The sequence below is a fragment of the Anaeromusa acidaminophila DSM 3853 genome, from assembly GCF_000374545.1.
In the GTDB taxonomy this organism is placed as follows: domain Bacteria; phylum Bacillota; class Negativicutes; order Anaeromusales; family Anaeromusaceae; genus Anaeromusa; species Anaeromusa acidaminophila.
In genome coordinates, this window is the sequence record NZ_KB894583.1 from 170,980 (window position 1) to 196,836 (window position 25,857).

Sequence of the window (25,857 nt, forward strand, 5' to 3'; positions counted from 1 at the left end):
AAATACATAATTTCGTGTGAATATTGCGTTAGGGAGTTGATGCTGTGTCAATTCGCCAAAAAACGTTTTTCATATGCGCAGGTTTTGCTTCTGTTGGGCTACTAACATTGGTGATTTTAGTGCGGTTATTTTTTGGCACTCATATGGAGAATGTGGAACGTCAGGCTGTTACTAGGGATGCAGAGCGGATGGTGCGCGCAGTGGCCTATGAGGTGGATTCTGTATCCGACTTTACCGCTGACTGGGCGGAGTGGGATGATATGTATGCATATCTGCAGGACGGCAATGAGGAATTTGAAGAAGCGAACCTGACTAAGTCTGTTTTTCAGCAGCAAAAGCTGAATTGGATGGCTTTAGGCGATAAAGAGGGAACTCTTTTGTTTTTGCGGACCTATGATGGAGAACAGGAGACGTTCTGGCCGGCGGCGCCGCGGGAACAGGAAATCGTACGGCAGTTGCTTGCACGAACTGCGAAGCAGGATCAAAATTCTCTTACTGGTGTATTGCGGCTGCCGCAAGGGCCGCTGCTTTTCTCTGTTCATCGTGTCATGGATTCCAAGAAAACGGTGCAAGGGGATGGTTGGCTATTTATGGGGCGTTACTTAGGGGCGTTTCCGGGCGGGCCTATTCAGTGGACTGTTGACGGGCAGGTTTCTTGGAGTACGGCAGAGGGAACGGGGGTTACGGCTTGGCTAGATGAGCAAGGCTACAAAAACGTCCTTTTTCGTCTCTGGAACGACGAAGAGAAAAATTATGCAGAAGCAGATTTGGCAGATGTTTTGGAAGAAGGTTATTTGCAACTGCATTTGGAAGAAGAGCGGATTTACTATCGCCAAAGCGTGTCTATGTTTTGGAAACTAGTAGCGGTATTGGCGGCGATGATGGTTTTTGGCGGCGTAGGTACGTATTTTCTGATGGAATGGCTGGTTTTGCGCCGGGTAACGAAGCTGACTCGTTATTTAGAGACAATCCAGGATTTTTCCCGGGAGTTTTCGACGCTGCCGGTGAAGGGGAACGACGAGATCGCGGTACTGACAAAGAAACTACAGCAAATGCTGCGGCAGCTTTGGGATAATCATCAACAGATGCAGTATCTTGGTTGGTATGATGGGTTAACAGGCGCCCGTAACCGCTTGGCTTATGAAGCGGATTTGCAGCAGCGGGCTGCGGCGAATGCTTCAACGCCATTAGGATTGATTCTTTTTGATATTGACGGCCTGAAGCTGGTCAACGACGCCTTGGGGCATGATAAGGGTGATGAGCTTTTACGCAACATGGTGCAGACGGTAAAAACAGTGGTGCAAGATCGAGGAGAACTATACCGGATTGGCGGGGATGAGTTTGTTTTTGTTATGCAAGATCTTGAAGAAGAGACGTTGCATGGCTATGCGGAAGTGTTGCGGAAGCGCCTTGGCTTTGTAGCGTTGGAGGGCGGTATTCCGTTTAGTGTATCCATCGGTTTTGCCTGGGGAGAGCAAAACCGGGAAGGCGAGCTCACGCGAAGTGCGGACCGCATGATGTATGGTGAGAAGCTTTTTCGGCAGCATAGCCGCTGCAATGAGGTGGTGCAGTCTTTGCGGGAGGCCTTGGCGGCACGAGATCATATTACGGAAGGACATGCCGGGCGTTTAGGCGAGCTGGCAGTGGCTGTGGCCAGACGAATTGAAAGCCCCTTGGAGTCGCTGGGAGATTTGCGATTGTTAGCGGAATTCCATGATGTAGGGAAGATTGGCGTGCCGGACCGAATTTTGAACAAACCGGGACGTCTGGAACCAGACGAGTGGAAGGAGATGCGTAAACATAGCGAGATCGGCTATCGTATTGCGCAAGCGACACCAACGCTGCAGCCTATTGCGAGTTTCATTTTGCACCATCATGAATGGTGGGATGGCCAGGGATATCCGTTGGGACTGGCTGGCGACGAGATTCCCTTGGCCTGCCGTATTTTGTCAATCGTTGACGCATATGACGCTATGACGAATGACCGTCCGTACCGCAAGGCTATGTCGAAAGAGGAAGCCTTGGCAGAACTAAGAAGAGGTGCTGGTAGACAGTTTGATGCGCAGCTAGTGGCTGCTTTTGAAGAAGTTTTACAATAAAATATTAAAACGGAAAGGAAATTGGCTTTTAGAAGCGAAATGAAAATATAGTATACGAGGTGTGCTTATGTAATCGCACGGAAAGCGGTTACCTTGGGCTATAAGGGCAAGAGGAGGACGTAAGGATGTTTGGCAGAGGGAAAAGAGAAACAAGCGGCACTATTGTTCCGGGAAGTTATTCGGTGAGTAATCCAATCGCCAGGAAATTCTTAGCGTTAGATAATGCGACCCTAGGGCATTTGGAGTGCTTGAAACCGATTATTGAGGGGAATTTGGATCCGATTGCCAATGAGTTTTATCGGCGTTTGACCGATGTGCCGGAAGTAGAGGCTTTTATTAAGCAGCATTCTACCGTGGAACGGCTTAAAGTGACTTTGAAGCAATTGCTGCAAAAGCTGTATGTGACGAATATTACGCCGGAGTATATGGCGAACATGCACCGGGTCGGTGAAGTACATAATCGTATTAAATTGCCTGCGGATTGGTTTATCCTGGCATGCGGAGCCTTGCGACACGTATTGGTTCCTCATATCGTGCGAGCATACGGCAGAGATGCAACGAAGCTGACTTTGGTGCTGCAAGCATTGGATCAGATTATGCAGTTGATCGAAGCGGAAGTAAACCAGTCTTTCATTGAATCCTTTGCGAAGGAATTGGACAAAAAAGAAGAACTGGAAGCGTTAATGGAAGAGCAAACTGCTTTGGTTAGAAAGGTGCAGGATTCCAGCCAGACCTTAGCGGCGACGGCGGAGGAGACGACGGCATCAGCTTCCCAAATGGCGCACGCTTCGGTGCAGATTATGGACGCTTCTGAACATGCGAAAAATGCAGCGGAAGAAGCGCGGGCGAGCGCTGGCGAAGGCGAACGGCTTTCCAGAGAAACCCTGGCTCAGGTGGAGGCGATGGTGGCCTCCAACCAGGAAGCGCAGGAAAAAGTGGCGTCCCTTGAGGCTACTTCGCAGGCTGTTGGGAATATTGTGGAAACCATTACTGGCATTGCCGGCCAAACGAACTTACTGGCGCTGAATGCGGCTATTGAAGCGGCTCGCGCAGGGGAAGCCGGACGCGGCTTTGCCGTGGTGGCGGAGGAAGTGCGGAAGCTAGCGGAACAAAGTCGTTCGGCGGCTAACGAAATTGTTGAGCTGATTCAACGCAACAATGCATCTACTGGCGAAGTGGTTTCCAGTATGGCTCAACAGGCGGAAACCATGAATCGTGTGGGTACGGCAGTTAATGAGACCGCTGGGAGAATGACGCAGATCATGGGATCCATTGCTAATAATTACAAGCAGGTGGAACATATCAATACGGCAGTCGCCAGCTTGGTGGAAACCTCGCATGAGATTGAAAAAGCGTCGGATGAAGTAGCCGGAGCGGCTACCGATTTGTCGGCTATGGTTGTAAAATAAGCAAGGTGCAGAAACTAGAGTGAAAAAGCGCTTGCTTTCTATGAACTAAATTACAAAGTGGTAGAAGGAAACGGATAGCCAGTGAGGCTGTTCGTTTCTTTTTTTGTAAAAAAACATAGTGTAACGGAAAAAAACGCAATATCCAAGAAAAATCCAAGGAAATAAAGGCATAATAAAAATAGGTGAGTTATCAATCAAATTAAGGGGGCATAAAAATGCAAATTGGTTCTGTGAGTAGTACAGCAAGCAGTATGCAGCAAACACTTAGTAAAAGCTCGTCTAGCAGTTCGAGTTCTTCGAGTAGCTCGGACTCTACTCTGGAAAAATTGAAACAGCAAAAAGCGCAGATTGAAAAGCAAATTGAGAATCTGAAGGAACGCATTAAAAACGACAAAGATAATCAGGCGTTGCAGCAACAACTGCAACAGCTTCAGTCTCAACTCCAAGAAGTCAATTCGGAGATTGCCGATGCGGAAAACAGCAGCAGTTCAAGCAATGCTAGCGGTAGCCCGAAAGGGGCCGCTCCGGCAAGTGCGCCGCCTGCTTCCGGGGGCGGGACGGGAGCCTCCGCTTCGGGGACGGTTTCTGCGAGCAAAGTGGATATTCAAGCTTGAATTCGATGTCGTGGGGCGGTTGCCGGGCAGGCAATCGCCCCACGACAAAGGAAGCTTGGTTGACAGAGCGCATATGGCATGGTACTTTCATATAAAATATTAAGAAGGCAGGCTGCAGGGAAGCGGCTGTGTACGAAAGCAAGGAGCGTGTTTTCGTAGAAGGAATGGGAACTTATGAGACTGCTGCTTGTAGAAGATGAACCTAAGCTCTTGGAAGCGTTAGAGTATTTATTGAAGCGAAACGGTTATGCTGTCGATACGGCGGCGGATGGGGATAGCGCTGTGGATTTGGCTGCTAGCGATGTCTATGATCTGCTGGTCTTGGATTGGATGCTTCCCGGTCGTAGTGGTTTGAGTATTGTACAGGAATTGCGTAAGAGCGGCATAGCTGTGCCGGTTTTGTTTTTAACGGCGCGAGATTCGCTGGAGGATCGGGTGGCTGGCTTGGATGCCGGTGCGGATGATTATTTGGTAAAGCCTTTCTCGACCGAGGAACTTTTGGCCCGCCTGAGGGCGTTATGGCGAAGAAAAAGCAAAAACTTTTTGGGAAATACGATTGCAGTAAATGAATACACTTTGGATCCCTTAAAGGGAGAAGTGAAAACAGATACGGAAATTATTCGCTTAAGTGTCAAAGAAACCCAACTTTTGGAGATGCTTATGCTGAATTACGATAAGGTAATTAGTAAAGAGCGCTTGTTTGAACGCGTATGGGGATATTGTTCGGACGCGGAGGTATCTAATGTAGAGTTGTACGTCCATTATTTGCGAAAAAAGCTAAACACTTGGCGCATTCGCACGGTGCGCGGCGTAGGCTACTATTGGCAGAATGGAGAAGGGCATGTTTCGTAGACTTCATGCACAGTTTGTTTTTATAAACTTAGTAGTTATTGCATGTGTGTTTTCGGTACTGGCATTAGGAAGCTATTGGTTTTTACGGGCGCATTTTACGGAGAAAGCGACTTTTTTTGCGGAACGCATGGTTGAGGACGCAGAACGAGGGAGTTTGCCGATGCCGATGCATAATGGTGAACAGCCTCCTCCGCCGCCTCCTCCAAGGCCAATGGAATTATACCTGGGAATAGTGGATTCGCAGGGCGCTTTGGCAGGACCCTCTATGGATCCTTGGGCGAGAGCTATCCCTAATGTGGAAGAAATAACTGCGTTGGTTGCAGCGCAGCATGCAGGGCAAGGCTTTGTGGAGTGGAAGGGGACGGAATACTTCTTTTTTCGCAAAGGCTTGGAAGACCGTTTCGGCTATATTGTGATGGTGCAGAATTTTGAGCATGATAATGAAATACTGCAGAATCTGATACTAGCTTTATTGGGAACCGGGTTTGCCTGTATGGTATTGTCTTTACTTGGGAATTTATATTGGGGTCGAAATGCCGTAGAACCGGTTCGCAAAGCGTGGGAGCAGCAGCGTGATTTTTTGGCGGATGCCTCTCATGAGTTACGGACGCCGTTAACCGTGATTTTGACGAATTTGAGCTTGCTGAGAGATGAACCTGATTCGCAACGATATGGGCGGCGCCGCTGGCTGGAAAATATGGAAGAAGAAATTCATCATATGAGCGATTTAGTCGACGGCCTTCTTTTTTTAGCTCGCAGCGATGCGAAGCAAAAAGTGTTGAACTGCAAGCCGTTTTTGTTATCGGAAAGCATTGCGGGGTTGGTAGCGGCCTTTCGTCCGCTGGCGCGGGGAAAAAAAGTGGAGCTGCGCTTGTCCTGCGAAGAAGACATTTGGCTGGATGGCGATGAAACCAGAATGCGTCAGGTTGCGGAAAATTTACTGAACAATGCCTTGCGGCATACGCAGGAAGGCGGACGGATTGAAATTAGTATGGATCGGCAAGATGGAACTATTAGCTTAGTTGTGGCAGATACCGGAGAAGGGATTTGCGCAGAAAATTTGCCGCATATTTTCCAACGCTTTTATCAAGGAGATCCGTCCCATTCGCGGGGCAAAGGCGGCTTGGGTTTGGCGATTGTCAAAAGCATTGTCGAGAACCACGGCGGCAAGGTGAGTGTAAGCAGCCAAGTGGGAGAAGGCACTGAGTTTTTGGTGTTTTTACCTGCGTTGACGACTGAGAATATGGGGGAATAATTGTGGAATTGTCAATACAAGCTAATGAAAGCATGGCTGGGGGCTGGTGGCAGACGCCAACAGCTCCAGGAGAGCCTAGAATTAATTTGCTGGATGAAGATACGGCTTATAGCCAGGTGATGGCTTATTGCTTGGAACAGGAAGGTTGGCAGGTGCAATGCTGTCCCCCCGAAGAAAAAGAAGCGTGGCTGCAAGGTGCAAAACCGGATGCCTGGGTTATTGACGGGGATAGTGCAGAAGGATTTCGCTTAATGCGTGAACTTCGGCGCACGGAGGGAGCTGTGCCGATTGTCTTGACGATGGCGAAGGAGCGTATTTTGGACCGTGTTACCGCGTTGGAGTTGGGATGTCAGGATTTAGTGATGAAGCCCTTTTCTCCCAAAGAATTGGTTCTGCGGCTGCGGCGCGTTTTGGCGATTCCTAAGCCAGCGGTAGTTGGTAATGGTATGGTTTCAGAACGAACCTTGCAAATGTACCGTCTTTGCTATGAAGAGCGCAGCGTTGTTGGTGAAGGCGGCGCTATCTATCTTACCAATAAAGAGTTTGCTTTAATGGATTGCTTTGCAAAACATAAGGGCGTGGCGCTATCGCGCGATCAGATTTTACGCCATGTATGGGGTGATAGCTACTTTGGGTCGGACCGAGTTGTGGATGATTTAGTGCGGCGTACACGGAAAAAACTGCAGGATTTGCGCGTGCAAACCTTATACGGTTATGGATATCGTGTAAATGCATGATGTTGTAGGAAAGGACTACTTGTTTGAGACAGTAGTCCTTTTTCTCCACAAATTGCTTTGTTCGTTCGGCAGTGAAGCAGGTTTTTGAGGTATCCATAGGGAACATAGCTTACTTGGCTTTAGTTTTTTTCGATTCTGTTCGATAATACAAATGAGCATGGACAGCGGGAAAAAATGCGCAGGGATGCGCGTAGAAAATAGGAGGAAAAAAGATGAGCACAAGCGTAACAGGGACAACCTCGGATTATTGGAAAAACCCTACAGTCGTAGACACTGGTTCGTCAGCAGGCGGTACGGACAGCCTAAGTACGGTAGATTCTTTTTTGAAAATCCTGGCGACGGAGCTGCAGAACCAAGACCCGACAGAACCGGTCAGCAACACCGAATATGTAGCGCAGTTGGCGCAGTTCAACAGTTTGCAGCAAATGTCGGCGTTGAATGGTAGCATGAGTAAGTTCCAAGCGTATTCCTTGATTGGCATGCAAGTTTCTTATACAGCTACCGATTCGGCAGGTACTACTACGAGCGGCACAGGTATTGCTAAGTCGGTTGTGACTAGTGGCAATGACGTGTATGTAATGGTCGACGGGAACAAAATCAAGCTTTCTTCGATTACGAAAGTGGAAACGCCGACCACAACAACTACTACAGGCTGAACCTAAGGCGCGGCTGGACTCGCAAGAGAAGCTGCTGCTATTTCGGAATGACCGATGAAATAGCGTTCTATTTTTATTTAAGAGCAGGAGGAATTCATTATGATGATGTCCATGTACTCTGCTGTATCCGGTTTGAAGTCGCAGCAGACAAAATTGAACGTAATCGGCAACAATGTTGCCAATATCAATACCCTCGGCTATAAAGGCCAAAGCGTTGGTTTCAGTGATTTACTGAGCCAAACGATTAGCTCCGCCAGTGCTGCAAGGGGTAATCAGGGCGGCACGAACGCTAAGCAGATCGGCCTAGGAGCCCAGGTGGCTTCGATTTCCACCAATATGGGTGTGGGCAGCGCCCAATATACGGGCAGTGATCGTGATGCCGCGCTAAGTGGCGATGGCTTTTTTATCGTCCAAGGCGGCGGTACAGGTAAATACCAGTTTACCCGGGCGGGAAATTTTGGCGTGGATGTAGACGGAAATTTAGTCGTCAACGGCATGAAGGTTTGCGGCTGGAACGACTACTCGGTGGCGGCTGACGGGACGATTACCTATAAAACGACGTCTGATGTTGCGGCACTCAATGTTTTCGGTACGGCGCAGAGAACTAAGACTGTAGCTGCCTCGGCTACGACTGGGGCCATCTCGGTGGGAAGCTTAAACGCCACGGCGTTTGGTTCTACAGTTACTGCCGATGTAGTAGCGCTGGCTGAAGATGGAACTGAAACAACGCAAACAATTACTTTTACCAATACGGATGCTGCCGCTCCAATTTTACAGTTAAAGGGGACCTTGAAAACATCAGATACAGGAGCTGCCAAAAAAGAGCTTTCCCTGGATATTCCTAAAGGTGAAGGATCTACTGAAACCCTTAAGTTTGAATTTGTACAGAGTGCAACCAAAAATGTTTGGAATTGGACTTGTGGCGCTAGTTCTGGTACGGTTACTTTTGATCCAACCACCGGAGCTGTTACTGGTACTACAGGCGATACGAACGTTCAAGTCGGCGCTAACACGGTTGATGTTAATTTTGCTGCGCTAACAGGAAGCACAACGAGTTCGCTAAGTGTAGCGGATATTGACAGTACGTGGACATGGAGCGGTGGCGGTAGTTCAGGAACGATTGTATATAATGCGTTGACAGGCAAAATTAAAAGTGGTGATTCTGGTCGTATTAATATGACAGGCACTCCGCCTCAATATGTTGATTTGTACTTCAATGGAGCAGTTAGCACGATTGCCGCAGCAACCAAAATAGAAATGGTAGAAGACGGCAAAGTGGGCGGCGAAGAAACGGTTGTGGTAAACAAACGAACTTTAGCGCCGGAAGCGACTACGTTTGCCAATCTCGCTGGCAATCTGGATACCTCGTCAACGACAGCAGCAACGACAGTGACGGTATTTGACTCGCTGGGCGCTTCCTATGATGTGAAAATTACGTTTACCAAAGACAGTACTGCAGCTAACACCTGGAACTGGGTCACCTCTTCGACCGATGGCAGTATTGGAGTTGGCGGCAGAGGAACGATTGAGTTCAACGAAGACGGGACGATTACTAGCGGTGGTAAGGGATCTCTTTTGATTGCGACGACGAATGGCTCGGATGTAATTAGTGCTAGCTTAGATTTATCCGGTATCTGTCAATATAAGACTAGTACCGGATCCAGCAGTGTGACAGTGGGAAGCAAAGATGGTTACACTTCCGGTTCGTTGCAGGACTTTAGTATTGGCACGGATGGTATTATCATGGGCAGCTACAGCAATGGACAGAAGCAGCCTTTAGGGGATTTGGGATTGGCTGTATTTACGAACTCACAGGGCCTAGAAAAAATCGGGGATAATCTGTATACAACGACTGTTAACTCGGGGGACTATACTGGTGCAGTTGAAGTTGGCACTAATGGCGCAGGCGGTTTGACAACGGGCGCTCTGGAAATGTCTAATGTGGATTTGGCGAATGAGTTTAGTGAAATGATGATTACCCAGCGTGCTTACCAGGCGAACAGTAAAATTATTACTACGTCGGATACGCTGCTGGAAACTCTGATTAATATGTCCCGTTAATGAGCGGAAAGGAGCAGGCAGATGAGCACAATCTGGAGCGGCTATAGCGTCTCCTATTCCGGCATGTCGACAGCCCAGCGTTCGCTGGGCGTCACAAGCAGTAATATCAGTAACACCAGTACCGAAGGGTATACTCGCAAACGGGCGGTAGGGCAAGACCTTTATGTAAGCGGAGATGGTTCTAATACGGGGATTGGCGCAACTGTACAATCTATACTGCGTGTTCGCAACCAGTTTTTAGACCTTCAATATCGGGAGCAAAATACGGACACAGGCTACGCTCAGGGAAAGAGCAGCTTATTGGCGAGTATGCAGGAAGTCATTAATGAATTCAATGCTATCGATAAGACGTCTGCAAGCACTAGCAATAATGGGCTTCAGGAAACCATGAATAAGTTTCTAAACAGCTGGACGGAACTGTCGAAAGACCCTGCCAGCGCCAGCTGCAAAAGCTCGGTCTTGGAGAATGCAGACTCGATGTTAGGCGCATTCAATGAAATGGCGACTACGCTCTTAACCTTACGGGAAAGCATGGCGAACAATGTGCGGGACGGCGTAGATGATGTAAATAATTTGGCCAGTCAAATTGCTATGTTGAATGACCATATATTACAAGCGGAAACCCGCAATGTAGAAGCCAGTGACTTGCGGGATGCCCGGGATTTGCTGATTGATAAAGTTAGTTCATTGGTTAACATTACAACAGCGGAACAAGAAAATGGTATAGTGAATGTTTATATCAATGGAGTCAGTCTGGTAAGCGAGAATAAGGCGAGGGAAGTGGAGGCGACCGGTTTAGGAACGGCCAAGAATCCAATTAAAGTGCAATGGAAAGGTTTAAACGAAGAGGTATCGCTGACTGGCGGCGCATTACGATTCTATTTAGATGAAGCTAACCCGAATGGTGTAGATGATATTGCTATCACTACAACTCCAACGTATACGCCGTATGATTGGTCGACAACAGCGAATAGAAGCGCACTGACGACGATGACCAACGGCTTAAATGATTTACTGGTGACTTTTGCGACCGCAGTCAATAATATCTACAATCCTACTCATGCTGTTGGTCAAGATTTCTTTACGACTATTGACGCTACTGCGTCTATGGGCTTGAAAAACGTGCAAGTCAATGCTGATTACGAAGCGGACTATACAAAAATAAAGGCCAATAGTGATGGAACAGCTGGTAATAACGACATTGCTAAGGCCCTTGGCGTTTTGAGCAGTCAAAGCGGCTTGTATCAATGCGACGGCATTTCCATGAATATGAATACCTTTTACTCGGCTTTTGTTTCTTGGTTGGGAACGACTGGCGATACGGCAACGGCGAATTATACCACGCAAAGCGGTCTGCTGACGCAGATTCAAACGCAGCGCAATGGTTTGAGCTCGGTATCATTGGATGACGAGATGTCGACCATGATCACGTATCAACATGCTTACAGTGCAAGCGCGCGGGTTATGAATGTCGTGGATACGCTGGTGGCGGGATTGATTTCGGATTTAGGCGGCTGATGGGAGGGCTAGCAAATGGCATCAACTTTTTTTGGAGTGAGTATAGCAAATAGCGGCCTGCGCAGCAGTCAGGCCGCCTTGACTACAACTAGTAATAACGTAGCCAATGTGAAGACCACCGGCTATTCCCGTCAGGTTGTGACCCAGGTGGCAGCCGGCGCTGCTGCTGTTTATAACGGCAGCGGCATCATTGGCGGCGGTTCGGAAGTGACAGCCATTGAGAGGGAACGAAATTGGCGTTTGGACCAAAGCTACTGGTCGCAGAATACTGTACAGACTACATGGCAGACGAAATCGGATACAATGTCACAAATTGAGTCGGTTTTCGGCGAACCGTCGGATAATGGCTTTACAACAATGATGAAAAATTTTCATGACGCTTTGGAGAACTTGAGTAAGGCCTCGCCTGATCCGTCAGTGCGAACGACTGTAGAATCTTATGGAGAAGCTTTTTGTCAGTATCTGCATGATGCAGCGGCGACGCTACAGGCGCAGCGTGAAGGTGTTAATCAAGATGTCAAAGCCAGCGTGGATCAGATTAATTCCTATGCCAAGCAGTTGGCAGATTTGAATCAAACCATCGCCCAGGCGAAAGCCAGCGGTTCGGCAGCCAATGAACTGCAGGATCAGAGAGACTTGCTGCTGGATAAGCTGTCGGCGGTTACTGGCATTACGGTGACGAAAACGGCTCAAAATGGAGATGAAAGCAATCCGATTTGGTCGGTGAGTATTGGCAGTCAGATGCTTGTTAATGGTGGGAGTTACGATACGATTAAATGCACAGCAGGAACTGACAATATGTTTACCCTTCAATGGGAGAAAGCAGGAGATGTCTTTGTTCCTAATGGCGGTTCCCTGGGTTCGCAGCTAGAGCTGCGGGATGGTACTGGCACGGGTGGGACTTATCAAGGAGTTCCCTATTACCAGGCACAGTTGGATGAATTTGCACGGACCTTTGCGCGTTCCTTCAATGAAGGAAGTACTACCAGTACCACTAGCCAAAAAGGCGGGCATGCAACTGGGTATGGCGCCGATGGTTCTACAGGGTTGTGCTTTTTCACTTCATCTACGAACAACAGCACGGCTGCGTTTCGGGCCATTGACAATATCGGTAGCGATGCTTTTGATAACCAATATGCTACGATAACGGCAGCGAATATTTCTGTGTCCTCGGACATTAAAGACAATGTAGCGAAGATTGCTGCAGCTAGTGCTAACCCTACAACGACTTCTGGCGAGAGCGATAACAACAATGCCAAAGCCTTGGCAGACTTGCTGCAATCGAAAAATTGCATGGGTACAGACAAGGGGACGCCGGAAGATGCTATTAACGCTATTGTTACGACGATGGGTACGAACAGTGCCTATGCGAAACGCATGGCTACGAACTTGAGCTCGGCGGTGGCCACGATTTCGACGCGGCGTTCGTCCGTATCTGGCGTGTCAACAAATGAAGAAGCTTCGAACTTGACGATGTATCAGCAGGCTTATGAGTCATCGGCAAAGGTGCTGAATACGTGGGATGATATTTATACGACTACCTTGGATTTGTTAAACGGTGATTAAGCCGTTTGAGCCGGAAAGGAGTGAACCAGATGCGTATTACCAATAATATGATGTTTGACAGCAGTATCCGCAATCTGAATAATAACTTGCAGCGTCTCAGCGATGCGCAGACCAAATATTCGACACAATCGAAGATCCAGGTGCCCTCGGACGATCCGGTCATTGCCACGCGCGCCATTAAGTATCGCGATTATGTGGCTGATGTGGAACAATACCAGAAAAATACGTCTGATGCGACGTCCTGGATGCAGGTAACTGACGACGCGCTCCAGGGTGTTGCGGATTATATGACCCGCTTGAAGGAGCTGGTTGTTAACGGTGCCAATGATACTAACTCTACTGCCAGTAAAACGGCGATTGCGGACGAGATTAAGGAGATTCGCAAAGGGATTATTGATACGATGAATACGTCGTATGCTGGTCGCTATGTCTTTGCAGGGTATAATACAGATGAGGCTCCGTATAAGCTGGTAACCGAAACCTTGAGCAGTGGAGCTACTGTAGATAAAGTATTCTACAAGGGGCAGAGCCTTAGCGTGGGAGGGCCTGTGTCAACCTCGGTGTCTGACGCTGACATTCTAACGTTTTGTGATGATAAGGTAGCTAAGTCGACGCCGGTATATAATCAGATGGGAACGTGGACCTTGACGGCTAATGGTATAGAGTGCTCAGTGGACTTAAGTACGGTAACAAGTGTGGCTACATTGCAATCTGCCATTGATACAGCGGCAGGAATAGGAACCTTTACGGTAGGAACGAACGGTTCTGGCTATTTAACATTAACGCCGGCAGGCACTGTTGCTTCTTATAAAATCGGTTCACAAAGCGATTTAGGATTTGCTTCTTCATACAAGTCCGGTTCGACTGCCCAGGATATTAGCTATCATGTAAGCAACGGTAGCGAAGTAAAGGTCAATGTTGAAGGACAAAATGTGATTGGCTGGTCTGGGGATTCGACTAGTGGCGGTTATACGTCTGCAGGGACGAATCTTTTTGATACTCTTGATAAAATTTTGCTTGGCTTAAGCGGCGAATCTTCTTATAAAGTGGCTACTAACTCTGGTGGTGTGTGGTCGGTGCAGACCTTGCCGACGTCGACGCAAACTAGCAGTCAGTTAGTTAGTGCTTGTCTTGGTGACCTGGAAAAAGACTTGGACCGTCTAACAAAGTCCCAATCGGAGCTTGGAGCACGCATGAATTACGTGGATTCCACTGACAGTCGTCTGGCGAGTAATGAAATCACCTTTACGAAGTTGCAAAGCAACAATGAAGACATTGATGTGGCCAAGGCTTCGGTGGAGGTCAGCTCAGCGCAGTCGGTTTATGAAGCGGCATTGTCGGTAACAGCTAAGGTGACTAAAGCGTCCTTGGTTGATTATCTGCGGTAAGGAGGATTATGCTTTATGGCAACCACTAGCTCAGGTGCGGTTACGACATCGACTGTCAACGGCACCTCGCGGATTACCGGCTTGTCATCCGGCCTTGACGTCGATTCGATCGTTAAAGGCCTTATGGATGCGGAAAAAGTTAAGCTCTATAAAATGGAGCAGCAGGAAGACCTGCTGACTTGGCGACAGGAAGCGTATCGCAATACGATGGGGACGATGAATACATTTTCCTCAACATATTTGGACACGCTGTCTTCCAGCAGCATTACCAAGCAAGGGAATTTCTTGCAATATGAAGCGGAGAGCAGCGATACGGCTTATGCTACGGCAGAAGCAAGTGCCAATGCTAAAGTGGGCAGCCATACCTTGGCTGTATCGCAATTAGCGACAGCGAGCACCCGGAGCAGCAGTGCGGCTGTTAGCAAAGGAATTCAAGGATCGGCAGCACCTACCTATGGGATCACGTCAGGAACAACATGGAAAATGTATGTTGACGAAAAGGCATATACGGTAGATTTATCCGGTGTGACGGATACGGCAACGCTGCAGACGGCTATCAATAAAGCGGTAGGCAGCGGTAAAGTTACAGTTGGAACGAATGCAGGCAGCTTAACTTTAACGTCTGCAGATAGCGGTGTGCAGTATATCTCGGTAGAAACGCAGAATCTTCTTGGTTTTACTACTTCTGGTGTACTGGCTAATCGCATCACCACCAGCCAGACTTTGAGCAACATTACTTCGTCTTTAAATTCACCGTTTTCTTTTAACAGCTCTGATGAAATTTCATTTACCATTAACGGGGAAAGCTTTACCTTTGATAAAGATGATACGCTAAGTGCTGTGATAAGCACGGTAAACAAAAGCGACGCTGGCGTTACGATGTCCTACGATTCGATCAACGATAAACTTGTATTGACATCTAAGACCTTTGGGGCGGGAGCGACATTGACCGCAAGTGATAATACCGATGGTGGTTCGTTTATTAGCACTCTTCTGAGTACTGATACAGCTGGTAAGGACGCCAAGTTGACGTTAGACGGGCAGGCATTGACTCGCAATAGCAATACCGTGACCATGGATGGCGTGACGTATACGCTGAATAAAGAAACTACCAGCGATATCACGATTGGCGTGACCCAGAATTCTGACGCAACTTTTGACGTGATCACTAAGTTTGTAAACGGGTATAATACGCTCATTGAGACCATTCGTGGCAAGCTGACGGAAAAGTATAGCCGTGATTATCAACCGTTGACAGATCCTCAGAAAAGTTCGATGTCGGAAGCGGATATTACGGCGTGGGAGAAAAAAGCAAAGACAGGCTTACTGCAGCGTGATGATATGCTACAGGGTTTTCTGGATGAACTTCGTAACGCTTTTATGACGAGCGTACCCGGTGTGTCGCAGACGCTGAAATCCATTGGTATTACTAGCAGCAGTTATGCGGACTATGGTAAGCTTACGATTGATGAGTCTACATTGAAAGCGGCTATAAAGACCGATCCGGAAGGGGTTATGAATCTTTTTAGTCAGAAGTCGACGACGTATAGTACTTCGGCGGTGCGGTCTCTTAGCGGTAGTGAGCAGACAGTTCGGTATAAAGAAGAAGGCTATGGCATGCGTTTCTACGATATATTCCAAAAATATGTCGGTACCAGTCGTGACTCTGCAGGCAATAAGGGATTGTTATTGGAAAAAGCAGGTCTGGCAGATGATGCTAGTTCGACGGACAATTCTCTTAGCGATCAATTGGAAGACATGAAAGAGCGCATTACCAACGAGGAAAAGCGTTTAAGCTTGGTGCAAACGCGATATTATACGGAATATACGAATATGGAAACGTATTTGAACAAGCTGACGACGCAGATGTCGGTATTCAGTAATAACAGCAGTGGTGGATAGGGGAGGGAAACTTCCTTGACGGAAATGGAAGGCCAAGCTTTTTTTAAAGAAGAGCTGCGGCTTTTAGAAAACTTGGCGGAAAACAGCAAACGGCAAATGCATAAGCTGGAAAAGCGTCTTTGGGTGGGCTTGCGCCGGCTGAGTGAAGAACGCGACGGATATTTACGCCTTTGGCAGGAGCGGAAGAGCCAGCGTGAAGAAGCCTGGAAGGTTGGGAGCAGTTCTTTGCAAGCCTTGCGGGAACAAGTTCGTTCTAAACAGGCGGAAGTGGAACGGCTTCATGCAGAATTGATGCAAGAAACCGAATGCGCTAAGCGGGTTCAAGCCTTGAAATTACAACAGGTTAACAAAGGGCAGGTTATGAAAAATCAATATGAAGGTCCGGCGCCCACCTCTATACGGTGGAATATTCAAGGATGATAAAATGCCTGGTGGAATCGGAAATTTCACCAGGTGTTTTTTATGTCTGGGTATGGGTGGTGTGAAATGAAAACATACACAGTGGAGGAAGGCTTGAATCTGGCGCATGGCGGCAAGCTTCGGGAAGCGGCTATTTATTTCTGTCAGGCTGTCAAAGAAGAGCCGCATAATCCGGCGCTATATCAGCGCTTGGGCGAACTGCTGGTAGCATTAGAAGAATGGGATCATGCGCAGGCTTGCTTTGGACAACTGCTGGCCTTAGCTCCAGAACACGCAGAGGCCTATAACTATATGGGCGTTATTTTGAAGCGCAAAGAGTACTTGGCAGAAGCGGAGGCATGCTATCGGGAAGCGGTTGAATTAAAGCCAGATTATGCGGAAGCCTTTCATAATATGGGGAATTGCTTGCTGCGCCAGGAAAAGTATGCCGAAGCAGAGGCGGCGTACTTGAAGGCGGTGGAATTGCAACCGGATTTGTTGAAAGCCCGTTTCTCGTTAGGGATCTACTACTTGCTTATGGGGCAGCGAGAAAAGGGCTGGAAATGGTATGATGCGCGTTTAGATTGGAAAGACTCTTTTCATATGGACATTCCTATTTGGCAGGGAGAAAGCTTAGCAGGGCGAAGAATTCTTCTGTTTTACGAGCAAGGCTTTGGCGACATGTTGCATTGCTTGCGTTATGTCCCGCAAATTGTGAGGCAGGCGCAGGAAGTAACGGTTTGGATTCAAGAGCCCTTGGCAAGATTGCTTAAAGAAATGAAGCCAGCGTATAAGGTTTGTACCAGCAACCGTCAACTGGACGCAGCGCAGTTTGATTTTGCGTGTTCTATTTTCAGCCTGCCAGCGAAGCTGCCGTCTTTAGAGGCTGCTGTTCCGTATCTTTGGGCGGCCTCAAAAAATAGAGAAGCCTGGTATAAAAAGCTGGGGCCGGTTGCTAAAGGACGTCTTAAAGTCGGCGTGGTCTGGGCCGGAAATCCGGAGCACTCGAATGATGAAAACCGTTCCAGTTCGTTTGCAGAGTTTCGACGGCTCTTTGCCATTCCTGGCGTGTTGTGGGTGAACTTACAGGTTGGCGAGGAACAAAAGCGTTTTGAAGAAATCTCCGATGCGGAGAGACTGTTTGATACTGCAGGAGAACTGACGGATTTTGCTGAGACAGCCGGAGTTATCGCTAATCTGGATTTAGTCATTGCCGTGGATACGGCGGTAGCACATTTAGCCGGGGCAATGGGGAAGCCGACGTGGCTGCTAGTACCGTATCATCCTGAATGGCGCTGGGAATTAAAGCGGGAAGATTGTTTTTGGTATCCTACCATGCGCTTGTTTCGACAAACGGTTCGAGGCGACTGGCAGGAAGTGCTGCAGCGGGTGGCTGTTGCCTTGACAGAACAAGTGAGCTCAACAGAAGGGCGGGCGTAGGCGTGACAGGGAATGCGTATATAGAAGAAGGGAAAAAACTGGCGTTAACGGGAAATTATCTAGAAGCGGCTATACTGTTTGAAAAAGAGGCACAGGAGAACCCTCAGCACGTTCAAGCTTTTTGGTTTTTAGGTGTTGCGCTAGCGGAAGCAGGGGATTTAGAGAAGGCGGCGGCAGCTTTGTTTCGCGCTACATCTTTGCAGCCGGATTTTTGGGAAGCGTATTTTTACTTGGCATTATGCTTGAAAGGTATGGGGCGCCTAGATGGAGCGGAAGCCTGCTTGCGCAAAGTGCTGAGCTTAAAGCCGGACCACGCGGAAAGCTATAATAACCTGGGCTTGATTCTAAGTGAAAGCGGCCAACTGCTTGAGGCGGAGTCCTGTTTTTTGCTAGCTTTGGAATTGACGCCAGATAGTGCGGAGCTTTGCAATAATTTTGGGGTGCTGAAATTCAAAACTCACTTATTTGAGGAAGCAATTCATTGGTTTCGCAAGGCTATTGAATTGCAGCCGGAATATGCGCAGGCGTGCAATAATCTGGGTTTGGTCTTGAAAGACAGTGGCAAGAAGGCGGAAGCTTGCTCGTGTTTTCGGAGGGCCTTGGAGTTACAACCTCAGTATGGAGAAGCCCATAATAATTTAGGGCTTGTTTTAAAAGATTTGCAGCAAATAGAGGAAGCGGAACTTCATTTCCGCAAAACGATCGAATTGCGGCGAGATCATGAAGGCGCCTATAATAATCTTTTTTTGCTGCTAAAAGACGCTGGCCGAATGGAAGAGGCGGAAGCCTGTTTGCGACAAGGGATCGCGGTGAGACCAGGACATGCATTATTTTACTACCATTTGGGAAATTTTATGCAGGATTTGGGGCGATTGGAAGAAGCGATTGCAGCGCATGAAAAAGCGTTGGCTCTTAAGCCTGACTACCAGGAAGCTGATTACGCACTGGGGTTGATTTATTTTTCGCAGGGGCAGTATGAAAAGGCTTGGGAGAAGTATGAGCTGAGGTGGTCGTTATTTGGCAACTTTCAGCCTCCGCTTCCTTTATGGAAAGGGGAAGACTTGACCGGGAAGAAGATATTATTGTTTCGCGAACAAGGGTATGGCGATATTATCCAATTTACTCGGTATGCGCCGCTGGTGGCAGCTGTAGCTAAAGAGACGACTTTGTGGGTAGATACGCCATTGGAGAGATTATTGGACATTTCGTTTTCTATGCGAGTCGAAGGTGGGAATCGAGTACCGGAGGGGAGTTATGACATAGCTTGTGCATTGATGAGCTTGCCTTATTGGCTACATACCACCGAAGAGACTATACCGGTGCAAGTACCCTATTTGCTTGCGCCGGAAGAAGTAGTAGCTAGATGGAGCGGAAAATTGGCGCAGGAAGCAGAGGGAAAAAAGCTGCGCGTTGGGGTCGTCTGGGCGGGAAACCCTAAACATAAAAATGATGTGAATCGCTCTTTGCCGATTGAGATGTTTCAAGATCTTTTTGAAATCCAGGAGATTGCCTGGGTTAGCTTGCAAGAAGGAGTGCGCGCTAAAGAGCTTGGGAAAGCTACAGAAACGGTGTGGGATGTTTCTGCAGAGCTAACGGATTTTGCGGAGACAGCGGCTTTAATTACTAATTTGGATTTGGTCATTGCAGCCGATACGGCGGTGGCGCATTTAGCGGGAGCTCTAGGAAAAGAAACCTGGTTGCTGCTCCCTTATATAGCGGAATGGCGCTGGCAATTGCAACGAGAGGATACGCCTTGGTATCCGACAATGCGTCTGTTTCGGCAACAGCAGTCTGGAGATTGGCCGGAAGTATTGAAGCGCGTTAAGCAAGAACTGTTGAAAAAGCTGTGATTTGGAATGTTGATATGAAATTCAAATTTTAAACAGAATTAGCAAGAGCGACTGGCAGAGCCATATCGGCAAATGAAAAAAGCTAAAGCGAGAACGTTTGCGGCAGATTTTTTGCAAACATACTTGCTTTAGCTTTTTTATTGTAGGCAATTACCATGATTCAAAACGGATGGAGATGCGTTCAGGCAGGGAGCGTACGAGGTGGGGAATGCGGCAGAAGGCTTTATATAGGGCCCAGCAGGACAAACAAACTAGCACGGTTCGTGGCGTTGGGGAAGTTGCTAAGCGTACTAGAAGTTCATCTAGGACCAAAATTAATTCGTTGCCGCCGATAATCAGGCCAGAGCCGATTAAGGCAATAATGCGATATAAGAGAACGTAAAAGGACCGCAACACGAAATCCGCTCCTTTCTTTTTATCTATCATATCATTTTCGCTCTGCTTTGCCTATGAAAAGATGATAAGAAGATGATTTTTTCAATAACGTAGTGCGGAAAGCAGGAATGTTGCATTAAAAAGACGAAATAAACAGAAAATATATTTGAGTAAAGTCTATGCAAGGAGGACGAGGCAGTATGAAATGGGAAGACGCAATTTCTTTATCCAGTGAGGGCAAGATTGAGTCCATGTGTCGAGTTGTTGGCGAGTGGGGCGTATTTATCGGCGGTCAATGTATTGGTATCAAAGTGGTCGAAGGAGGAGACGGCAAACTAGGACATCGTACAAGCCATTTTTATCAGCCCGCTGGAGCGGCCTATCCGTATGTCAGCCCGAATGAATGGTTTGCGACTATGGAGGATGCTTTGATTGACGCCACCAAGCAGCTCACAGAACCATACGATCCGGAAAATCCGGGAACATGGACTGTGAATTGCGGCTATTAATTGCTAAAGAAAGTCCCGGGGCTGGCTTATGTCCAGTTCCGGGACTTTCTAACTAACAGGGAATTGATAACTGCGAAGCCTCCTCTTTTATCTGGATTCTCCGAGGGTCGTAGCTTTTAATGAGAACTTCCTGGTGCGGAGAGGTCGTATTTGCGAAGCTTTTTAAGAATGGCGGTATGGGACAATCCCAAAGCGAGACCCAGTTGACGAGCGCTGCGATAGTTTCCCAACGCTTCTGCAAGAAGCTGCTTTTCCACTTCTTGCATGGAGGCGGCTAAAGACTGCATTTTTTTGGCGGGTGCTGTCAAGGGTGTGTTGGACATAGCGGCAGAAGGCAAAAGAATATGCTCGCTTAGGAGAACGGGGCCGGTAACAATATTACAGGCGCGCTCCATAATGTTTTCCAATTCACGGATATTGCCGGGCCAATGATAATGCTTGAGTTTTTCCAGGGCGGTAGTGCTGATTTCTTGTACGCTTTTCTGGAGCTTGGCGGCAAACCGTTGCAAAAAGAAACGGCTAAGCGGTGCGATATCATCCAATCTTTCACGAAGGGGGGGCAAAAAAAGAGGAATGACATTTAAACGGTAGTAAAGGTCCTCACGGAAGGTTCCTTGGGCCATTAAAGTTTCCAGAGGACGATTGGTGGCGGCGAGAATACGTACATCGATCGGTTGTTCGCGGTTGCTGCCTAAACGGCGAACTTTTCGTTCTTGTAGTACGCGTAACAGCTTAGCTTGCAGATGCGAAGAAACTTCGCCGATTTCATCCAAAAACAGAGTGCCTCCCTGGGCCAATTCAAAAAGACCTGCTTTTCCTCCCTTGACGGCGCCCGTAAAAGAGCCTTCTTCGTAGCCAAAGAGCTCGCTTTCCAACAGGGCATCGGGAATGGCTGCGCAGTTGACCGGCAGAAATGCTTTGGCATTGCGCGGCGAAGCTGCATGAAGGGCGCGAGCGATTAGCTCTTTGCCAGTGCCAGTTTCACCGCGGATTAAAACAGTGGAATCACTGCGGGCGTATGTTTGAGCCTGGGACACTACTTCCTGCATGGCGGTGCTGCTGAAAATGATCTCTGCGAAGGTGAAGGGAGAGGGGCCTGTCAAACGGTGGACAAGATCTTGAACATCTTGAATGTCTCGCAGTACAACCATGGCGCCGCTGACAAAGCCGGAGGCATCTAAAAGAGGGGTGCTGGTAGCAAGGCAATGTCCGGCAACTTTTTCAAAAAACAGTTCTTCATTATGATAGCTTTTGCCGCTTTCCAATGTCCGGCGCAACGGAGAGGCGGCCGGAAAAATATCTTCCAGCCATTTGCCCAAAATTTCTTCGGCTGGGCAGTGAAGCAGTTTTTCCGCCGCTGGATTGCATTGTGTAATTCGTCCATGACGGTCAATCGCGATAATGCCATCTTGTACGGAGGTCAGCATGGCTTGGATTTGCTGTGAACGTTCTTGGTGAGGCATTAGATCGATCATTTCAACATCAAGAATACCGGGTACAGTGAGAAGACACTCTGCTAACTCACGGGCGGCAGAATGTGATAACGGCTGAACTTCCAGGAAAATGACACGCAGGTCGACTTCCATTGAAAGAATATTAATATGTCGTTCCGCAAGAATGCGAGAGATGTCCATGACTAACCCAACACGGTCTACATTAGGAAGGCGAAAACGCATAAGAGAAACTTCCTTTCAAAGAGGGATAAAATAGGAACTGAACTTTCTTTACCAGTATATTACACAAATTTTATTCATTTCCTGCAACAAAAGTTTCCATGTGGAATTTTTTGTTGCCAACAGGTGGTGCGAAAAGTTTCCAAAAATGAAAATGGTTCAGTGAAAAAGCCTTATTAGACTTGGCATGATTATTGCTATATAAAAAGCAGCGGTATAAACCGTAATTTGCATTTGGAGGGATTACGATGATTGTTGCAGTAGCGAAGGAAATTAAAAATAACGAAAACCGGGTGGGCTTGACCCCTGCCGGCGTGGATGCGTTGGTACAAGCCGGGCATAAAGTGCTGGTGGAAAAAGGAGCGGGCCTGGGCAGCGGCTTTAGCGACGAGGCGTACCAAAAAGCAGGTGGCGCTGTCATAGCGGACCGCAAAGAATTATTTGATAGTGCAGAAATGATTATTAAAGTAAAAGAGCCCTTACCGGCAGAATATGATTTGTTTCATGAAGGGCAAATTTTATATACGTACTTGCATTTGGCGCCGGAACCGGCTTTGACGGAAGCGCTGCTTAAAAAGAAAGTAGTGGGCATTGCGTATGAAACCATTTTGGGGAGCCATGGCGGCTTGCCATTGTTGGCGCCGATGAGCGAAGTGGCTGGCCGGATGGCGGTGCAGATTGGAGCGCAATTCCTAGAAAAGCCTTGTGGCGGTAAAGGAATTCTTTTGGGTGGCGTTCCCGGGGTAGAAGTAGGTCAAGTGGTCATTGTCGGCGGCGGCATCGTTGGTACCAATGCTGCCAAAATAGCCGTAGGCATGGGCGCGCGTGTTACTGTTTTGGATCGTTCGGCGGAACGTCTTGCTTATTTGGATGATATTTTTGGCGGGCGTGTGCAGACTGTTATGTCCAACAGCTTTAACCTGGCTAAATGGGTGAAACAAGCGGACCTGCTGGTGGGCGCTGTATTGCTGCCAGGAGCTAAAGCGCCGAAGCTGGTAACCGAGGAAATGGTGAAATCCATGGAACCTGGTTCGGTGATTGTCGACGTAGCGATTGACCAAGGCGGCTCGGTGGCGACTATTGACCGTATTACGACGCATAGCGAACCTACTTATGAAAAATATGGTGTTGTGCATTATGCAGTAGCTAACATGCCTGGTGCAGTCGCTAGAACGTCTACCTTGGCATTGACAAACGTGACCTTGGATTATGCGCTGCAGATTGCTAACAAAGGCTGGAAACAGGCTTTGAAGGACAATGCTGGGTTGGCTAACGGCTTGAATGTAGTGGATGGCAACGTAACTTACCAAGGAGTTGCCGAAGGCTTGGGCCTGCCCTATGTACCGGCAGCTAAATTTTTGGACTAAAGAAAAAAAAGCCCCTCCTATTGTAGGTGGCGAAAAGCCTGCAATAGGAGGGGCTTTTTAGGCGCTTCAAGTACCGTCGCTGTTACTCTGTGTTTCGTATCTCATATCAGTTTTGAAAATAGAGCCTGGAAAAACAACTATATATAGTGTATAATTATCTCATTGATACTACATATGGATGGGGTGGCGAAGATGAAAAGTCTATGCGTAGAAGATGTGCAAGTAGAAGCGGCGGCATGCTTGAGTGACGAAGAAATCGAATTGTATGTTCGTAGTGAGATGGAACAGTGGCGTAGCCAGGACAAGGAGATTGCTTCTCTTTCCTTGCAAGTAGAGGGACAAGACATAGTGATTGAAGCGGTGGAACGGGCGCCCATTTCCAGGGTGCGCCGTATTACCGGATACTTGAGCAACGTTGAGAATTTTAATGGGGCGAAACGTGCGGAGTGCGGCGATCGTTATCGGCATTGTCAATAAAACATTGGCTCCTGAAAGTAGAAAAGGTTGTGGCAGCTTTTATTCAAGTTGTCACAACCTTTTTCTTTTATCCTGTAACCCTTCTTCGAGTTCTCCCTTTACTCCGTCTACTCCTGTTCGATTTTCGTGCCCCTTTATCCTTGGCGGTAGTAAATACCGAAGGTATGCCTAGGATATTCCCATTTTTTCAGATGAGGGCATATGGTGCGGCAAGTACCGCATTCCAGGCAGCCAGCATAGTCGAAATTCAAGGTTCCTGTTTCATCTAAGGTGTATAGCAGGGCCGGGCAGACGATGAGACAGGGCTTGGCTTGGCAAGAGGCGCATTGATCCGGATCAATGACGATGTGAGCGTTCTTTTCATCGGCTTTAATCTTATCTAGGTTTAACAGATGATCAATATCTTCTCGCTGAATGCTCATAAGGCGCGAACCCCCTTCCAAAGATCCTGAATCAGTGTTCCCAGGCTTATGTGCGCTTGTAAAACTTCCTTCATGGCTTTGGGCATGGCGGGAGGCACAGAGCCGTCAACATGGAACATCGTATGCAACATGGCGTTGGCCATGGCCGGATAGGTGCTGACCATGCGCGGATTCCCCAATAATTCAGGCCAACCGGCCAAGATCTTCATGGTCGGCAGCAGCCCGCACTGCTGTAGTTCGGATAGGTAGAGCGGGCCTAAAGATTGCGGCGATTCACTGGCGAGAATGGCCCGGGCGGCGGCTATGCCGCTGACAATGGCTAAATCCATGCCGCGAATGATGGTGCCGGTATTGATTACAAAGCCTGCGGTATCGCCGACCAGCAAGAGCCCAGGGCGATGCAGCGAAGGGGGCATGCCGCGCCAGCCTGCTTCAGGTACAAGGTGAGCGCCGTATTCAATGGTGGAACCGCCGGCTAATAAGGGATAAATGGCGGGATGCATCTTGAATTCTTGGAATAATTCAGCTAAAGGACGAGTTTGCTTGGCTGCCTCTTCAGGGTGAAAAACTAAACCAAGAGAAAGAGACTCTTTATTGGTATAGAGAAAGCCGCCGCCAGGGATTCCGGCAGTACCGCCGGCAATGACCCGGGCGGCCCCGTGGCCGGGGGAAACCTGGAAACGTTCTTCAATGACGTTGGCGGGTAGAGAAATAACTTCTTTAATGCCGACGCCTACCTGATGCGCCGGGAGCTTAGGACGAAGTCCGGCTGTTTCCGCTAATTGACCTAAAACGCCTTCGGCAATCACGACGGTGTTGGCTTCAACCGTATCTTCTCCAGAACGTATGCCGGTGACACGACCGTCTTGCCATAAAATCTCATCGATTTTGATGCCGTCTACTAAAGTGGCGCCGCCCTGCTCTTCGGCGTAGGTTGCGAGCCATTCGTCAAAAGGAGCACGCAATACGCTGCAAGAGTGAGGAATTTCCGCGTGAAGAGCGGGATCATAAAAGTCCAAACAAAAACCGCGATCTTGGTCGAGCATCATAATCTGCTCACGTACGATGGAGCGCTCCAACGGCGCTTTCGCAGTTAAACCTGGCTCCAGCATTTCCAAAGCGTAAGAATACAAACGTCCGCCGGAGAGGTTTTTGCTGCCTGTAGGCAGACCTCGTTCTACAAGGAGTGTTTTCTTTCCTCCCTTGGCCAAGGTGTGCGCACAAGCGCTGCCGGCGGGTCCTGCGCCGATAATGATTACGTCAAAGCGGAATGTCCTCATTCCCGAGC

Annotated in this window: 22 protein-coding genes; 18 read left to right on the forward strand and 4 right to left on the reverse strand. The window is 48.3% G+C overall.

Annotated features, from left to right (window positions below):
• Nucleotides 1-44 precede the first annotated feature (44 nt).
• From C508_RS19315 to C508_RS0102670, 15 genes are all read left to right on the forward strand, one after another.
• The gene (locus C508_RS19315; RefSeq protein ID WP_018701979.1) at nt 45-2,099 is read left to right on the forward strand and encodes an HD domain-containing phosphohydrolase; all 2,055 of its coding nucleotides are present in this window, start codon (nt 45-47) and stop codon (nt 2,097-2,099) included.
• Nucleotides 2,100-2,224: 125 nt separating this feature from the next.
• On the forward strand, nt 2,225-3,508 hold the full coding sequence (locus tag C508_RS0102605; protein ID WP_018701980.1) for a globin-coupled sensor protein: 1,284 nt from the start codon (nt 2,225-2,227) through the stop codon (nt 3,506-3,508).
• Between the two features lie 215 nt (nt 3,509-3,723).
• Nucleotides 3,724-4,122 (forward strand): FlxA-like family protein, encoded by a 399-nt coding sequence (locus tag C508_RS0102610; RefSeq protein ID WP_018701981.1) that lies wholly within the window; start codon nt 3,724-3,726, stop codon nt 4,120-4,122.
• Between the two features lie 174 nt (nt 4,123-4,296).
• Nucleotides 4,297-4,974 (forward strand): response regulator transcription factor, encoded by a 678-nt coding sequence (locus C508_RS0102615; protein WP_018701982.1) that lies wholly within the window; start codon nt 4,297-4,299, stop codon nt 4,972-4,974.
• Nucleotides 4,964-6,229, forward strand: a complete 1,266-nt coding sequence (locus tag C508_RS17675; protein WP_018701983.1) for a sensor histidine kinase — start codon at nt 4,964-4,966, stop codon at nt 6,227-6,229. The genes C508_RS0102615 and C508_RS17675 overlap by 11 nt, the downstream gene beginning before the upstream one ends.
• Nucleotides 6,230-6,231: 2 nt before the next feature.
• Nucleotides 6,232-6,966, forward strand: a complete 735-nt coding sequence (locus tag C508_RS0102625) for a response regulator transcription factor (RefSeq protein ID WP_018701984.1) — start codon at nt 6,232-6,234, stop codon at nt 6,964-6,966.
• A gap of 212 nt (nt 6,967-7,178) precedes the next feature.
• A complete protein-coding gene (locus C508_RS17680; RefSeq protein ID WP_018701985.1) occupies nt 7,179-7,622 on the forward strand; it encodes a flagellar hook capping FlgD N-terminal domain-containing protein in 444 nt (147 codons plus the stop codon).
• A 99-nt stretch (nt 7,623-7,721) separates the two neighbouring features.
• On the forward strand, nt 7,722-9,683 hold the full coding sequence (locus C508_RS0102635; protein WP_018701986.1) for a flagellar hook protein FlgE: 1,962 nt from the start codon (nt 7,722-7,724) through the stop codon (nt 9,681-9,683).
• 21 nt (nt 9,684-9,704) lie between these two features.
• Entirely contained in the window at nt 9,705-11,201 is a 1,497-nt protein-coding gene (gene flgK, locus C508_RS0102640) for a flagellar hook-associated protein FlgK (RefSeq protein WP_018701987.1), read from the forward strand.
• A gap of 15 nt (nt 11,202-11,216) precedes the next feature.
• A complete protein-coding gene (flgK, locus tag C508_RS0102645) occupies nt 11,217-12,767 on the forward strand; it encodes a flagellar hook-associated protein FlgK (RefSeq protein ID WP_018701988.1) in 1,551 nt (516 codons plus the stop codon).
• 29 nt (nt 12,768-12,796) lie between these two features.
• Nucleotides 12,797-14,155, forward strand: coding sequence for a flagellar hook-associated protein FlgL (flgL, locus tag C508_RS19320; RefSeq protein WP_018701989.1), 1,359 nt, complete (start codon nt 12,797-12,799; stop codon nt 14,153-14,155).
• A gap of 15 nt (nt 14,156-14,170) precedes the next feature.
• Nucleotides 14,171-16,057: a flagellar filament capping protein FliD gene (gene fliD, locus C508_RS0102655; protein WP_018701990.1), complete on the forward strand. Its 1,887-nt coding sequence runs from the start codon at nt 14,171-14,173 to the stop codon at nt 16,055-16,057.
• A 15-nt stretch (nt 16,058-16,072) separates the two neighbouring features.
• Entirely contained in the window at nt 16,073-16,477 is a 405-nt protein-coding gene (locus C508_RS0102660) for a hypothetical protein (RefSeq protein ID WP_018701991.1), read from the forward strand.
• A 66-nt stretch (nt 16,478-16,543) separates the two neighbouring features.
• Nucleotides 16,544-17,896, forward strand: coding sequence for a tetratricopeptide repeat protein (locus C508_RS17690; RefSeq protein WP_018701992.1), 1,353 nt, complete (start codon nt 16,544-16,546; stop codon nt 17,894-17,896).
• Nucleotides 17,897-17,898: 2 nt separating this feature from the next.
• The gene (locus C508_RS0102670; protein ID WP_018701993.1) at nt 17,899-19,746 is read left to right on the forward strand and encodes a tetratricopeptide repeat protein; all 1,848 of its coding nucleotides are present in this window, start codon (nt 17,899-17,901) and stop codon (nt 19,744-19,746) included.
• A 150-nt stretch (nt 19,747-19,896) separates the two neighbouring features.
• Here the strand turns inward: C508_RS0102670 and C508_RS20240 are convergent, their stop codons facing one another.
• Nucleotides 19,897-20,142 (reverse strand): hypothetical protein, encoded by a 246-nt coding sequence (locus C508_RS20240; RefSeq protein ID WP_155836690.1) that lies wholly within the window; start codon nt 20,140-20,142, stop codon nt 19,897-19,899.
• A gap of 179 nt (nt 20,143-20,321) precedes the next feature.
• On the opposite strand from C508_RS20240, the gene C508_RS0102675 reads away from it, so the two are divergent.
• A complete protein-coding gene (locus C508_RS0102675; RefSeq protein WP_018701994.1) occupies nt 20,322-20,630 on the forward strand; it encodes a hypothetical protein in 309 nt (102 codons plus the stop codon).
• A 116-nt stretch (nt 20,631-20,746) separates the two neighbouring features.
• Here the strand turns inward: C508_RS0102675 and C508_RS0102680 are convergent, their stop codons facing one another.
• A complete protein-coding gene (locus C508_RS0102680; protein WP_018701995.1) occupies nt 20,747-22,306 on the reverse strand; it encodes a sigma 54-interacting transcriptional regulator in 1,560 nt (519 codons plus the stop codon).
• Between the two features lie 245 nt (nt 22,307-22,551).
• Between C508_RS0102680 and ald the strand changes: the two genes are divergently transcribed.
• Both ald and nrdD read left to right on the forward strand, forming a co-directional pair.
• Nucleotides 22,552-23,670 (forward strand): alanine dehydrogenase, encoded by a 1,119-nt coding sequence (gene ald, locus C508_RS0102685; protein WP_018701996.1) that lies wholly within the window; start codon nt 22,552-22,554, stop codon nt 23,668-23,670.
• A gap of 192 nt (nt 23,671-23,862) precedes the next feature.
• On the forward strand, nt 23,863-24,147 hold the full coding sequence (nrdD, locus tag C508_RS0102690) for an anaerobic ribonucleoside-triphosphate reductase (RefSeq protein ID WP_018701997.1): 285 nt from the start codon (nt 23,863-23,865) through the stop codon (nt 24,145-24,147).
• Between the two features lie 134 nt (nt 24,148-24,281).
• Here nrdD and C508_RS0102695 read toward each other — a convergent pair whose 3' ends face one another.
• Nucleotides 24,282-24,569: a ferredoxin family protein gene (locus tag C508_RS0102695; protein WP_018701998.1), complete on the reverse strand. Its 288-nt coding sequence runs from the start codon at nt 24,567-24,569 to the stop codon at nt 24,282-24,284.
• A complete protein-coding gene (locus C508_RS0102700; RefSeq protein WP_018701999.1) occupies nt 24,566-25,849 on the reverse strand; it encodes an FAD-dependent oxidoreductase in 1,284 nt (427 codons plus the stop codon). Before C508_RS0102700 ends, C508_RS0102695 begins: the two co-directional genes overlap by 4 nt.
• Nucleotides 25,850-25,857 lie beyond the last annotated feature (8 nt).